This window comes from Clostridia bacterium, assembly GCA_019683875.1.
In the GTDB taxonomy this organism is placed as follows: domain Bacteria; phylum Bacillota; class Sulfobacillia; order RBS10-35; family Bu92; genus Bu92.
Genome location: JADGHN010000049.1, coordinates 1 through 12,969 on the forward strand (window position 1 = coordinate 1; position 12,969 = coordinate 12,969).

Genomic DNA, 12,969 nt, shown 5'->3' on the forward strand with positions numbered 1-12,969 from the left:
GGCCACGAACGCCGCGAGTTCGGCCACGTCGGCGGGCGTCCACGCCCGCACGCCTCCCGCCTGCGACCCGCGGCCGCCGGCCACGACCCCCACGACCCAACCCCGGGCCCGCTCCCGCTCCGCGGCCGCGTCACGCGCGTCGCGGACGACGAGGATCTGGACGACGGGCGCGGCGTGGTATCCCTCGGCGACGATCCAGTCGAGGCAGGGATCCTGCTCGACGAGCCGGCGCACGGCGGCGTGCCAGGGCTCCTCCCACGGCGCGGCCCGCACGGCCGCCGCGCCGGCCCGGGCCAGCCGCGCCGTGTCCGTGTTCGGATCGTCCGGCCGCAGCGCATGGTGCGCGTGCTTGATGACGCCCACGCGCCACCCGCTCCGCGCCCAGCGCGCGAGGAGACGTTCCAGGAGGGTCGTCTTGCCCGCCCCGGAAGGGCCCACAAACCCGATGACGGGCGGTTCAGTTCCGTGGAACATGCGTGAACGCGGGCGCGGCCGCGGCGGCGGCCGCCTCGGTCGAAGGGCCGGCGACCGGCGCATCCAGGCGCACGGCTTCGACGACGTCGCCGGCGCGGTACGGATCCTTGCGCGGGGGCAACACGAGAAGGGCGTCGGCCCGGATGATGCTCTCCAACACCGGCGCGCCCTCCAGGTGCGCGTAGGCGCCGGGACGATGGGTGCGGACCGCCCAGAGCAGTCGCGTCCGATCCGCCTTCTTCGCGCAGTCGTTGGCCAGGACGGCGGAGGTCTTGTCGTCGAGGCGGACGCCGGCCAGCGCGGCGAGGCCGGGGCGCACGAGCGCGTAATACGCCGCCAGCGCGGCCGGCGGGTTCCCCGAGAGGCCGAAGATCCACACATCGTCCAGGCTGGCGACGTACAACGCCTTGCCGGGCTTCATCGTCACCCGCCAAATGTGGCGTCGCGCGCCGAGTTCCTCCCATGCGGCGGGAACGAGGTCGCGGGACCCGACGGAGACGCCCCCCGTGGTCACCACGGCGTCCGGGTTCCAGTCGAGCGCCTTCGCGATCGTCGCGTGAAGGGCGGCCAGGCGGTCCGGCACGCGGCCGAAGTCGCGCACGTCGAAGCCGAGGGCCGCCAGCTCGGCGCGCAGCGCGTGCGCCGAGCTGTTGACGATGCGGTAGGGGCCGGCGGTCTCGGACTCGTCCACGTCCGCAAGCTCGTCGCCGGTCTGAAAGATCGCCACGCGCAGCCGGCGCCGCACGGCCAGCCCGCGGATGCCGAACGCCGCGAGGCCGGCAACGTGACGCGCGTGGATGCGCTCGCCCGCCCTCACGAGGGGCGCCCCCTCGCGCACCTCCTCCCCGGGCAGCATGACGTTCTGGCCCCGCTCCGGCCTGTGCTTGAGCCGGATCGTGCCCCCTTCCCGCTGCGTCCACTCCCACGGCACGACCACGCTGGCGCCGTCCGGCAGCCACGCCCCCGTGGCCACGGCGGCGCACGACATGGCCGGCAGGGGCCGGAGCGGCGGGTCCCCCGCCAGGAGCTCGAACGCCACCGGAAACGCCTGTCGCTCCCACGACGCGTCGTCGATGTCCTCGTACCGGAGCGCGTATCCGTCCATGGCGGCGCGGGGAGCCCGCGGCAACGGCCCGGGCGCGTGCACCGTCTCGGCCGCGATGCGCCCGGCCGCCTCGCGGAGAGGCACCCACTCCGTCCCGCCGCGCGGGGCGAGGCCGCGGACCAGCGCCTCGGCGCGGTCGAACGACGTCGTCATGCGACCGTCCCCTCCCCGGAGCGGTCGTGGCCATGCCACCGGCCGGCCGCCGGGTACCCGGCGGGAGGCATCGCCGGCGCCGCCGGCCGCGTCGAGCGCGAGCGGTACAGGATCGTCGCCCGGCGCAGGTAGGCGACGGGCACGCTCCACACGTGCACGAGGCGCGTGAACGGCCAGACGGCGAACAGCAGGAACGAGGCGGCCACGTGGATCTGGAACAGGAGCGGCACGCGGGTCATGAGCGACGGGTCCGGATGCAGCAGGAGGAGCCCGCGGAACCACGGCGCGATGGTGGCGCGGTACTCGTAGGGGCCGACCACCAGATTGCGGCCGATGGCCAACGCCAGGCCGAGTCCCGCGACGATCAGCAGCAGGACGAGCACCAGCCAGTCGGAGGGACTCGTGATGGCGCGGACCCGGCGGACGGTCAGCCGCCGCCACAGGAGGCCGAGGAGTCCCGCCACCATGGCGCTCCCGGAGATCCCGCCGATGCCGATGGCCAGCCAGTGGTACAGCTCCTCGGGGAAGCCCAGCTGGCGATACACGCGGAGCGGGACGAGAATGCCGCCGACGTGGCCGGCGATCACCATGAGCGTCCCGTAGTGGAACAGGGGGCTGGCCCAGCGCAGCGTCCGCTTCTCCAGGATCTCGCTGGAGTGCGAGCCCCACCCGTACTTGTCGGTGGCGTAGCGGAACACGTGGCCGACGACGAAGATCGTGAGCGCCACGTACGGGTAGATGACCCACCAGAAGAGCGGCCAGCCGGTCGTCATCGCACCGTCCCCCTCCCTGGACGGGCGAGCGCGGACATGGCGTCGTGCGCGACCCTCAGGACCGGCGCATAGGGGGACGCCGCCCTCTCCGTGCGCTCCGCCAGCTCCTTCACCGCAGCCAGCAACGGCGGCAGGTACCGCTCCAGGTGCCGGCACCCTTCATGCGCGACGAACTCCAGCAGCGCCGGCAGGTAGTCGGGAAGCTCCGCCTCCGACAGTTCGTAGCCGGCGCTCGCGTACGCCTCGCCGAGCTGGACCAGCGCATACCCGCGTTGCGGCGTGCGCCCGCGGTCCTTCTCCTCGCCGAAGACGACGGCCGTCAGGTTCAGCGGCGTGTCCGGGTTGAGGTCGAACGTCCGGACGTACAGCTCTTGCCAGTCCTCCAGGGACCGCGAGTCGACGTCCGCGACGAATCCCAGGAGTTGCAGCACTTGCGGAGAGACCGGCATCTCGCGCTCCAGGACCTCGCGCACCAGGGCGGCCTGCTCCCGCCACGTCTCGTCCGGGTAACGAAGGAGCCGCGACGCCATCCCGCAGAGCAACCGGTGCGCGTCGGCCGTCGCCGTCTCTGGCTTTGCCGTGCCGATCCTCATCATGCCCGCCGCCTTTCCACGGTGATGGTGTGGCCGCCGCACGGGCCGGGCCCGCCCGCAAAGTCCAGCCCGCACGCGCCCTGCAGCCCGAAGACCTGCTCGGCCAGCTCCCGGTGCGTCGGCGGGATCACGAAGCGGTCCTCGTACTTGGCGATGGCCAGCAGGCGGTACATGTCGCGCGCCTCCTCGGGCGTCAGGCCGACCCTCTGCAGCACGTCTTCCCGCGGTTCGCCCTGGAACTCGACGGAGCGCATGTAGACCCGCATCGCCCATAGCTTGCACAGGACCGTGCGGATGATGCCCTCATCCCCCGCCGCCAGGAGGTTCGCGAGGTACTGGACCGGGATGCGCATGGCTTCCACGGCCGGGAAGAAGATGTCGGGATCGTCGCCGGCGGGTGAGTTCTCGCCGAAGCGGCTCGACAGCGGGGACAGCGGCGGCACGTACCAGACCATCGGCAGCGTGCGGTACTCCGGGTGGAGCGGCAACGCGACGCGCCATTGGACGGCGAGCTTGTAGATCGGCGAGCGGCGCGCCGCCTCGATCACGTTGTCCGGGATGCCGTCGCGCCGCGCCGCGCGAACGACCTCCGGATCGTGGGGATCGAGGAAGATGCCGAGTTGCGCGTCCAGGAGGCGCTTGGGGTCCGGGGTGGAGGCGGCCTCCTTCACCCGGTCGGCGTCGTAGAGGATGACCCCGATGTACCGGATGCGGCCGACGCACGTCTCCGCGCAGACTGTCGGCAGCCCGGCCTCGATGCGCGGGTAGCAGAACGTGCACTTCTCGGCCTTTTGCGTGTGCCAGTTGAAGTACACCTTCTTGTACGGGCAGCTGCTCACGCAGAACCGCCACGCCCGGCAGGCCGTCTGGTCGACGAGGACGATGCCGTCCTCGTCCCGCTTGTACATGGCGCCGGACGGGCAGGCCGCCACGCACGCCGGGTTGAGGCAGTGCTCGCACAGGCGAGGCAGGTACATCATGAACGCCTGCTCGTACTCGAACCGGATCTCTTCCTCCATGGCGCGCGCGTTCGGGTCGCGCGGGCCGGTCACGTGGCCGCCGGCCAGGTCGTCCTCCCAGTTCGGCCCCCACTCCGGATCGCGCGGCTCGCCGGTGATCGAGGAACGCGCGCGCGCCACCGGCTGCACGGGCCCTTCCGGCGCCTGGCTGAGCGTCTCGTAGTCATAGCTCCAGGGCTCGTAGTAGTCGTCGATCTCCGGGAGGTCCGGGTTGAAGAAGATCCGCGCCAGGCGGGAGAGCCGCGAACCGCCCTTCAGCTCCAGCTTCCCGTTCTTCAGCTCCCAGCCGCCGCGCCACTTCTCCTGGTTCTCCCACTCCCTGGGATACCCCACGCCGGGCTTCGTCTCCACGTTGTTGAACCACATGTACTCGGCCCCGGGGCGGTTGGTCCACGTGTTCTTGCAGGTGACGCTGCACGTGTGGCAGCCGATGCACTTGTCGAGGTTAAGCACCATGGACACGTTGACCTTGACCTTCACCCCAGACACCCCCCTCGGCGGCCGCCGCCTTGCGCACGAGGACGATCTCGTCGCGCTGGCTGCCGTTCGGCCCGTAGTAGTTGAAGGCGTAGCTGAACTGGGCGTAGCCCCCGATCATGTGCGTCGGCTTGACGTGGATCTTCGTGACGCTGTTGTGCCCGCCGGCCCGCTGCCCCGTGATCGGGCTGACGGGCACGTGCACCGTGCGGTCCTGGACGTGGTAATAGAGGCACATCCCGCGAGGCAGCCGGTGGCTGGGCACGGCCCGCGCCATCACCACGCCGTTGCGGCTGACGACCTCCACCCAGTCGTTGTCCTCCACGCCGATGGCGGCCGCGTCGTCCTTGTTGAGCCAGATCGCCGGACCGCCGCGGAAGAGCGTGAGCATCCGCTCGTTGTCGCCGTAGGTGCTGTGGATCGACCACTTGCCGTGCGGCGTGATGTAGCGCAGCGCGATCTCCGGCCGCTCGCCGGCGCGGGCGCGCTCGGCCGCGTTCAGGAACGCCCGGAGGTCCAGCGGCGGGCGGTAGAGCGGCAGCGCCTCGCCGAAGTCCAGGATCCACTCGTGGTCGAGGTAGAAGTGCTGCCGGCCGGACAGCGTGCGCCAGGGCACGAGCCGGTCGACGTTGACCGCGAACGCGGTGTAGCGCCGCTCCTCCTCCTCGATGCCGCTCCACGCGGGCGCGGTGATCGTCTTGCGCGGCTGCGCCGTGAGGTCGTGCATCGTGAAGCGCTCGTGCGCGCGCCCCTCGGCCAGGTCGGCCAGCCGCCGCCCCGTGCGAGCCTCCAGCGCGGTCCAGCCCTTGACGGCCACCGCGCCGTTCGTCGCGCCGGACAGCGTGAGGATCGCGTCGCACACCTGGCGCGCCGTCTCCAGCCGCGGGCAGCCGGCCGCGGGACCGCAGGCGTGGGTGCCCAGCGTGCGCTTGAGGTGCCCGTACTCCTCCTCCGCGGACCAGCGGATGCCCTTGACCGCCAGCCCGTTCTCCCGCACCTCCGGCCCGAGCGCGACCATCTTGTCGTAAATGGCGCCGTAGTCCCGCTCCACCACGACGAGCCTCGGCATGGTCTTGCCGGGAACCGGCTCGGCCTCGCCGCGCTTCCAGTCCTGGACGCGCCCGAGCGGCTGCGCGAGCTCATCCGGCGAATCGTGGGCCAGGGGCAGCGCCACCAGGTCGCGGCGGACGCCGAGGTGCTTCGCACCCAGCTCGCTCACCTTCCGGGCGATGCCCTTGAAGATGTCCCAGTCCGTGCGGGCCTCCCACGGCGGCGCGATGGCCGGGTTGAACGGGTGCACGAAGGGGTGCATGTCGGTGCTGCTGAGGTCGTCCTTCTCGTACCAGGTCGCGGCCGGAAGCACGATGTCGGAGTAGAGCGCGGTGCCCGACATGCGGAAGTCGAGCGTCACCAGAAGGTCGAGCTTCCCCTCCGGGGCCGGCTCCCGCCACACGATCTCCCGCGGCCGCTCCGCCACGTCCTCGTCCGCGAGAACCCCGTGCCCCGTGCCGAGCAGGTGACGGAGGAAGTACTCCTGGCCCTTGCCGCTCGCGGTGAGCAGGTTGCCGCGCCAGACGAAGAGCACGCGCGGGAAGTTTTCGGGCGCGTCCGGATCCTCGACGGCGAAGCGGAGCGAGCCGTCCTTCAGCCGCCGCACGACGTCGCGCACGGCCGTGTCCCCGTCCGCCCCGGCCAGGTCGAGGGGGTTCGCGTCGAACTGCGGGTAGCTCGGCAGCCAGCCGAGCCGTGCCGCGATCACGTTGTAGTCGGCGAAGGGCAGGTCGCCCCAGCGGCCGCCGAGCGGCGAGGCCAGCGCCTTCGCCGTCGCCTCCTCGTAGCGGAACTGGTCGGTGGCGAAGTACCAGAACGACGTCCCGTTCTGCTGGCGCGCCGGCATCCCCCAGTCGCGGGCGAACGCGATGGTCGACCAGCCCTCGAGCGGCCTCACCTTCTCCTGCCCCACGTAGTGGGCCCAGCCCCCGCCGTTGCGGCCCTGGCAGCCGCAGAGCAGCACCAGGTTCAGGATCGCGCGGTACGTCTCGTCACTGTGGAACCAGTGGTTGATGCCGGCGCCCATGATGACCATCGACCGGCCGCGCGTGGCGGCCGCGTTGCGGGCGAAGCCGCGGGCGACGGAGATCGCCTGGCGGCGGTCGACGCCCGTGATGGCCTCCTGCCAGGCCGGCGTGTACGGCTTGGGGTCGTCATAGTCCCGCGGGTATTCGCCGGGCAGCCCCCGCCCCACGCCTGCGTTCGCCATCATCAGGTCGAGGACGGTCGTCACGAGCCGCTCGCCCGCGGCCGTCCGCACGCGCATCGCCGGCACGCCCCGGCGCGTGAGCGTCGCACCGTCGTCGGCGAACACGGGGAAGGCGACGGTGGCCACCTCGTCATGCGCGCCCAAAAGCGTCAACGCCGGGTCGAACGGCTCCCCGGTGATCCCGTCCTTCATCTCGAGGTTCCAGCGCCCGCTCCCGTCCCAGCGGAACCCGAGGGTGCCGCCCGGCACGACGAGGCGCCCCGTGGCGGCGTCGCGCAGGACGAGCTTCCACTCCGCGTTCGGCGTCTCGACGCCGAGGTCGCTGGCGCGCAGGAAGCGGTCGGCCGCGTAGCCGCCGTCCTCGAGCGGCCGCAGCACCACGAGGAACGGCAGGTCGGTGTACTGCTTGGCGTACTCCTGGAAGTAAGGCTCCTGGCGGTCGGCGTAAAATTCCTTGAGAATGACGTGCGTCATCGCCATGCCCAGCGCGGCGTCCGTGCCGGGCGCCGCGGGCAGCCACTCGTCCGCGAACTTCGTGCTCTCCGCATAATCCGGGCTGACGTTGACGATGCGCGCCCCGCGGTAGCGCACCTCGGCGAGGAAGTGCGCGTCCGGCGTGCGCGTCATGGGGATGTTCGACCCCCACACGATCACGTAGCCGCTGTTGTACCAGTCGGCGCTTTCCGGGACGTCCGTCTGCTCGCCCCACACCTGCGGGGACGCGATGGGCAGGTCGCAGTACCAGTCGTAGAAGCTGATGACCACGCCGCCGAGCAGCGACAGGAACCGGGCGCCGCTGGCGTAGCTCGCCATCGACATGGCCGGGATCGGGCTGAAGCCGGCCACGCGGTCGGGGCCGTACGTCTTGACCGTGTGCACGGTGGCCGCCGCGATGAGCGCCTCCACCTCGTCCCAGCTCGCGCGCACGAAACCGCCGTGGCCGCGGGCGCGCTTGTACGCGGCGACCGCCTCGCGGTCCTGCACCAGGCGCTCCCACGCCCGCACCGGATCGCCCTGCTCAGCCAGCGCGCGGCGCCAGCGTTCGAGGAGCGCGCGGCGCACGTAGGGGTGCTTGACGCGCAGCGGGCTGTACGTGTACCAGGAGAAGCTCGCGCCCCGCGGGCACCCGCGCGGCTCGTACTCCGGCGCGTCCGGCCCGTTGGAGGGGTAGTCCGTCTGCTGGGTCTCCCACGTGATGATGCCGCCCTTCACGTGGACCTTCCAGCTGCAGGAGCCGGTGCAGTTCACGCCGTGCGTCGTGCGGACCACCTTGTCGTGCTGCCAGCGGCCGCGGTAGGCGTCCTCCCACTCCCGGTCGCGCGGGTTCAGCTCCTGCCACCCGCCGCCGTAGCGTTCCCCGCGCCGGAAGTACTGGAGAGACTTCATCAGCCGTTTCGTCGCTTCCGATTCCGCCACCGATCACATCCCCTCTCATGCCTCCGGCCATGGCGCGCGCCCGCGGCTACTCCGAGGCGGGCGCCGGGCCCGCGCCGATCCGCCGCGCCCACGCGCGCAGCATGCCGGCGAACGTCAGGCCCCACGCCGCGAAGGCGACCCACGCGAACGCCCGCGCGAAGCGGGCGAGGAACGCCAGCCCCGTGAATCCGGCCACTTCAAGCGTGGCCACGGAGAACATCCCCAGCGGGAAGACGACGCTCCACAGCGCGGGCTCATACGTCAGCGGCAAACCGCGCACGCCGTACTTCCAGACGCCCATGACGACGAGCAGGGGAATCCAGCCGCCGGCCCAGGACCAGAGGGCCAGCGTGGCGACATAGACGGCCGGAACCGCCGGGTGGAGAAAGGGCACGCCTCCGTGGGAGAGCAGGTTCGCCCCGCCCACCGTGCTGATGGCCGCCGCGCCCATGCTGATCCAGTACGGGGGCGAGAGATCCGCGGGCTGCACCTTCGAAAACCCGAGGCGGCCGATGATGAAGATGATCAAGACGGCATACCCCGCCACGCCGACGCTCCACAGGGCGAACGACAGGAGCATCAGTTCCGGCGCCCATGACGGCGCGACGTCCGAAAGCCGCGCCGCGAGGATCGACAGCGACTCCGTCCCCACCACCGAGATGAGCCAGCCACCGTTCACGATGCGCTCCGGCGGCTGATCGTTGGCGAGGAACAGAAGGCCGAACGCCCAGTAGACCAGGACGGCGCACGCGCCGCCCGCCGCAAGCCCCAGCGCCCAGGCGGCCGCGGGCGCGCCGGCCATCAGCAGGCGCACGCCCAGCACGTCGCTCGCGGCCACGAAGGTGAAAAATGTGAACACCGTCCGCGGGTCCTTGAGGTCCGCCGCCAGCCGCCGCCGGAACCGGAGGGCTCGCGCGGCGGTGGCGAGCAGCAGCGCGCCGTACGCGACTTCGCCCGTCCACAGAAGGGCGTCCGACAGCGCCCGATTCCCCAGCCGGAACATGGCGACGGACAAGATCCCGGTGGCCATGACCAGAGCGAAATACCCGGGATACAGGCCCTCGATCGCCTGGAAAATGGACGCCTGAAGGCGCGCGCCGATGGCAGCTTCACGCCGGGCCCGCGAACCCAACGGCACGGACACCCCCCCAGCGTCATGGTGCGCGTCGCCCGGATGGTACCATCCGCGCCGCGGGCGGCGGATCGCCCGTTCGCCTGAACTTGGAAGGGTCGAAGGGACAAATTCGGCCGACCGAACGGCCCCGGCCGTGCGGACCTCAGGGATCACCGGTCGGGCAGGCCTTGAGAAGGGAATTGCACCCAGGTTCTTAGCTTATCGGGGTCCGTCACGCGCACGCGCCCCCGTTCGACGACGACGGCGCCCTGCCGCGCGAAGTCGTGCAGCGCGCGCGTCACCGTCTCGCGGGCCGCGCCGATCAGCCGGCCGAGGTCGGCCGCGCGGGCCGGAAGCAGGCCGGTGCCGGCGCGCGACTGGTCTTCGCGCAGCTGAAGGAGGATCGACGCCAGCCGCTCGTGCACGTTGCGGATGGCCAGGTCCGTGGCGCGCGCGTGCGCACGCCGCAGCCGGCCGCAGAGCATGCGCAGGAACGCCAGGGCCACGTTCGGACGCGTCTCCATCAGGTGCGCGACGACGCGATAGTCCAGCTGGGCGACGGCGGACGCCTCCAGCGTCTCCGCTGACGCCGGGTACGGGCCGCCGTCAAAGAAGCACACGGCCGCCAGGACTTCCCAGGGACCGAGGTGCTCCAGCGTGAACTCGCGGCCGTCGGAGAGCGACTGGAACACCCGCACCGCGCCGCGGATCACGAAATAGAGCTGTTCCGCCTCGTCGCCCTCAAAAAAGAGGATGGCGCCCTTCGGATACCGGTGCACCCGGCTGTGCGCGGCGAGATACGCCCGGGCTTCCTCGTCGAGCCCGGCAAAGATGGAGACCTTGCGCAGATCCTCGGCGTTCAGCTGCATGACATCGCCCCGGTTCTCTTGCGCTCACGTTCATCTTACTTTTTGACGGCGGCGAGCACGACCCCGCGCGGGCCAGGGTGAATCCGTTCGCCGGCCGCCCATGAATTGCCAAGGCGCGTTTGCCATTCGTTCTCCCTCCGTTGACACCCCGTTGACGAATGCGGGCCATGCTCAGGTCGGAAGGAGGTGAGCCATGGTGAAGCTTTCGCTGGGAAAGGTCGCCGCCGGACTGGCCCTCGCCGGCCTGGTCACGGCCGGCAGCGCCTGGGGCGGCGCGTTCGTCGCGCATGCCGCGCCGTCCGCCAACGCGACGCAGACGCAGCCGACGTCCCTCCGCGCATACCTCATGGACCACTTCCTCGCAAACCTCGCCGCAAAGCTCGGCATTGACCGCAGCACGCTTGTGAAGGACGTCAACGACAGCCTCGCCCAGGCGGTGCAGGACGCCCAGAAGGACGGCAAGATGACCGCCGAGCAGGCGGACCGCCTCACGAAGCGCATCCAGGATGCGCAGTCGAAGGGGCGGCTGGGGTTCTTCGGCTTTGAGCGCCCGCGTGCGTGGGGCGGCAAGTGGGGTCGCTTCGGCGGGCCCGTTCTGAAGGACGCGGCCAACGTCATCGGCGTCTCCGTCGATGAGCTGGCCTCCGCGTTGAAGAACGGCCAGAGCCTCGCCCAGGTGGCCCAGGCGCACGGCGTGTCGCAGGACGCCCTGGTGAACGGCTTGGTGGACGCGATGAAGAAGAAGCTCGACCAGGCCGTTCAGAACGGCCGGCTGACGGCCGACCAGGAGCAGAAGATCCTCTCCCAGAGCAAGGACCGGCTCACGAAGCTGGTGACGCAGCCCGGCCTCAGGTTCCACCGCGGGCCGCGCACCGAACATCCTTCCTGGGACGGCGCGCCGTCGGAGACGCCGCCCACGAACCCGGCGTCGATCTCCTAGCCTCGCCGCGCTCCCCACGGCAGGCTGGCGCGCAGTCCCGACCGCAGCCCCGGCGATGTCCGGGGCTGCGGCGCTTCAGGAACACGAAAAGGACCTGTCCGGCCACCAGAGGAATAAGCTGAAATATAACCATCAAATGAATCCAGTCCGGAGGTGCGCGATGGCACGGATCTTGGTCGCCATCCTGGCCGTCGTCGTTTGGGCCGCTTCTGCGGCTGCAATGGACGCTGCGAAGACCGCTGCGGCGGCTTCGTTCAGCCCGGTGTCCGGTTGGGCAGGCTTCTTCCTTGCACCGTGGCCCTCGGCCCTCGTTCTGACCTGGCTGGCCGCGACGACGTTCCGACAGGGGCCGCAGTCCAGGGAAGCGATGGCTCGTTCGCGCGCGGCCGATCTCGTCATCGTGATGCTCGGGTTGTGCATCGCAGTGTCGCCGTTCGTCCCCGCGTTGGGTTGGCCCAGCGTCACGAGTTTCTCCTGGGTGGGCGCCGTGATGGCGTCGATCGGCCTGTGGGGTCTTTCTGCACAGCGAGCGCAGACGTGAGCGCTGCACCGTCGCATTCCGCTTGACGGCGCACCTGAACTAGGAGGACAGGCCTCAACCGGGTCGCGGCCGCTTGCTACGATGGATTGGAGACGCTGCACGACGAGCACCGTACCAGCGTCCGACACTACGGTTGAGGAGGCCGCACCCATGTTGAAGGAACAGATCGACGCGGACATGAAGGCGGCGCTGCGCGAAAAGGACGCCGACCGCCTGGCCACGCTGCGCCTGCTGAAGGCGGCCATCGTCAACCGGGAGAAGGAAGCGGCCGGCCGCGAGCTGGACGACGCCGCCGTCCTCGACCTCATCCAGAAGGAGATCAAGCAGGCGCGCGAATCCCTGGAGATGTACCGGAAGTCGCCCGCGCACCAGAAGCAGGCGGAGCAGATGGAGGCGCGCATCGCCACGCTGTCCGCCTACCTGCCCAAGCAGATGAACGAGGACGAGATCCGCGAGTTCGTGAAGGCCTACCTCGAGCGCGTGAAGCCGCAGAGCAAGGGCGAGTTCATGAAGGGCCTCATGGCGGAGATCCAGGGCCGCGCGGACAAGAGGGAAGTGAGCCGGATCGCGGCGGAGGTGTGGGGGTGAGGGTAGCGGCAACCCACTGTGTGACGTATTGAGCAGGGCCGGACGCCGGCACCTGACAGTGCTTCGCTACCGGTGGACAATTCGCTTCTCTCGTGGCGCGAAGATTTCCACCGCCCGCGGCACTGGCCCTTGCGCTTCTATTCAGAACTGGAACGGCCAACGACAGGGAGGCCTACCTCACCGCCAAGTTTCAATTCCCGTTGGGAATCCCCCTCCTGTGGAACGTCCGCGTCGGCGCCGTCGTCTCGAAGTAGACCGGGTGTTTCAATTCCCGTTGGGCATTCCCCTCTTGTGGAACCGTCGCGACCACCTTCCGCACCAAAGCGACCGGTGAGTTGAGGCGGGTTCACAACGCAGGGATCACGACATTCATAGAGAGTCGCTCCAGCCCGGGATCGCCTCTCTCGGGAACTCGCAGGATACTGACATGTGACCGATGATGTGTTTCTGGCTGTCAAGGAATTGGATGTCCTTGATCTCAGGGAAGATGCCGATCGAGGGGGCGCCGACCAGCACGAAATCATACAAGTAGTAACCGTGAGAAGGACGGATCAGAAGAGACCGTCCATCATCGGTCATCACGCGGACATGCGCCACCCGGTCATCGACCGTCCCGAATCCTGCCACGACCAGAGCCTGATCCCCGT

General features: G+C 70.3%; 12 protein-coding genes. 3 read left to right on the plus strand and 9 right to left on the minus strand.

All coding sequences use genetic code 11. From position 1 onward, the window contains the following. The 8 genes from IRZ18_05395 to IRZ18_05430 all read right to left on the minus strand — a co-directional run. The coding region (locus tag IRZ18_05395; protein MBX5476539.1) for a molybdopterin-guanine dinucleotide biosynthesis protein MobB at nt 1-537 on the minus strand (537 nt) is incomplete at its 3' end. After that, the gene (locus IRZ18_05400; protein MBX5476540.1) at nt 458-1,732 is read right to left on the minus strand and encodes a molybdopterin molybdotransferase MoeA; all 1,275 of its coding nucleotides are present in this window, start codon (nt 1,730-1,732) and stop codon (nt 458-460) included. The genes IRZ18_05395 and IRZ18_05400, both read right to left, overlap by 80 nt. After that, on the minus strand, nt 1,729-2,505 hold the full coding sequence (narI, locus tag IRZ18_05405; protein ID MBX5476541.1) for a respiratory nitrate reductase subunit gamma: 777 nt from the start codon (nt 2,503-2,505) through the stop codon (nt 1,729-1,731). Before narI ends, IRZ18_05400 begins: the two co-directional genes overlap by 4 nt. Next, nucleotides 2,502-3,101 carry a nitrate reductase molybdenum cofactor assembly chaperone gene (gene narJ / locus IRZ18_05410; GenBank protein ID MBX5476542.1) on the minus strand — a complete coding sequence of 200 codons (600 nt, stop codon included), beginning with the start codon at nt 3,099-3,101 and terminating at the stop codon, nt 2,502-2,504. Before narJ ends, narI begins: the two co-directional genes overlap by 4 nt. Continuing rightward, nucleotides 3,098-4,597 carry a nitrate reductase subunit beta gene (gene narH, locus IRZ18_05415; GenBank protein MBX5476543.1) on the minus strand — a complete coding sequence of 500 codons (1,500 nt, stop codon included), beginning with the start codon at nt 4,595-4,597 and terminating at the stop codon, nt 3,098-3,100. Before narH ends, narJ begins: the two co-directional genes overlap by 4 nt. Then, nucleotides 4,563-8,240: a nitrate reductase subunit alpha gene (locus tag IRZ18_05420; protein MBX5476544.1), complete on the minus strand. Its 3,678-nt coding sequence runs from the start codon at nt 8,238-8,240 to the stop codon at nt 4,563-4,565. Before IRZ18_05420 ends, narH begins: the two co-directional genes overlap by 35 nt. Nucleotides 8,241-8,316: 76 nt before the next feature. After that, nucleotides 8,317-9,408: a tellurite resistance/C4-dicarboxylate transporter family protein gene (locus IRZ18_05425; protein MBX5476545.1), complete on the minus strand. Its 1,092-nt coding sequence runs from the start codon at nt 9,406-9,408 to the stop codon at nt 8,317-8,319. Nucleotides 9,409-9,554: 146 nt separating this feature from the next. Beyond that, nucleotides 9,555-10,253 carry a Crp/Fnr family transcriptional regulator gene (locus IRZ18_05430; GenBank protein MBX5476546.1) on the minus strand — a complete coding sequence of 233 codons (699 nt, stop codon included), beginning with the start codon at nt 10,251-10,253 and terminating at the stop codon, nt 9,555-9,557. A 193-nt stretch (nt 10,254-10,446) separates the two neighbouring features. Here IRZ18_05430 and IRZ18_05435 point away from each other — a divergent pair, with 193 nt between their 5' ends. From IRZ18_05435 to IRZ18_05445, 3 genes are all read left to right on the plus strand, one after another. Beyond that, a complete protein-coding gene (locus IRZ18_05435) occupies nt 10,447-11,193 on the plus strand; it encodes a hypothetical protein (protein ID MBX5476547.1) in 747 nt (248 codons plus the stop codon). A 160-nt stretch (nt 11,194-11,353) separates the two neighbouring features. Continuing rightward, the gene (locus IRZ18_05440; protein MBX5476548.1) at nt 11,354-11,734 is read left to right on the plus strand and encodes a hypothetical protein; all 381 of its coding nucleotides are present in this window, start codon (nt 11,354-11,356) and stop codon (nt 11,732-11,734) included. Between the two features lie 150 nt (nt 11,735-11,884). Further along, nucleotides 11,885-12,322, plus strand: a complete 438-nt coding sequence (locus IRZ18_05445; protein MBX5476549.1) for a GatB/YqeY domain-containing protein — start codon at nt 11,885-11,887, stop codon at nt 12,320-12,322. A 369-nt stretch (nt 12,323-12,691) separates the two neighbouring features. On the opposite strand, the gene IRZ18_05450 is transcribed toward IRZ18_05445, so the two are convergent. Beyond that, on the minus strand, nt 12,692-12,969 hold a 278-nt coding region (locus IRZ18_05450; GenBank protein ID MBX5476550.1), incomplete at its 5' end, for a hypothetical protein.

What these genes read in the sequence shown, in the direction of transcription:
- IRZ18_05420 (MBX5476544.1), bottom strand. Translation starts at nt 8,240, where the DNA reads ATGAAGTCTCTCCAGTACTTCCGGCGCGGGGAACGCTACGGCGGCGGG.
- IRZ18_05435 (MBX5476547.1), top strand. Translation starts at nt 10,447, where the DNA reads ATGGTGAAGCTTTCGCTGGGAAAGGTCGCCGCCGGACTGGCCCTCGCC.
- IRZ18_05445 (MBX5476549.1), top strand. Translation starts at nt 11,885, where the DNA reads ATGTTGAAGGAACAGATCGACGCGGACATGAAGGCGGCGCTGCGCGAA.
- IRZ18_05430 (MBX5476546.1), bottom strand. Translation starts at nt 10,253, where the DNA reads ATGCAGCTGAACGCCGAGGATCTGCGCAAGGTCTCCATCTTTGCCGGG.
- IRZ18_05440 (MBX5476548.1), top strand. Translation starts at nt 11,354, where the DNA reads ATGGCACGGATCTTGGTCGCCATCCTGGCCGTCGTCGTTTGGGCCGCT.
- IRZ18_05400 (MBX5476540.1), bottom strand. Translation starts at nt 1,732, where the DNA reads ATGACGACGTCGTTCGACCGCGCCGAGGCGCTGGTCCGCGGCCTCGCC.
- narI (MBX5476541.1), bottom strand. Translation starts at nt 2,505, where the DNA reads ATGACGACCGGCTGGCCGCTCTTCTGGTGGGTCATCTACCCGTACGTG.
- narJ (MBX5476542.1), bottom strand. Translation starts at nt 3,101, where the DNA reads ATGATGAGGATCGGCACGGCAAAGCCAGAGACGGCGACGGCCGACGCG.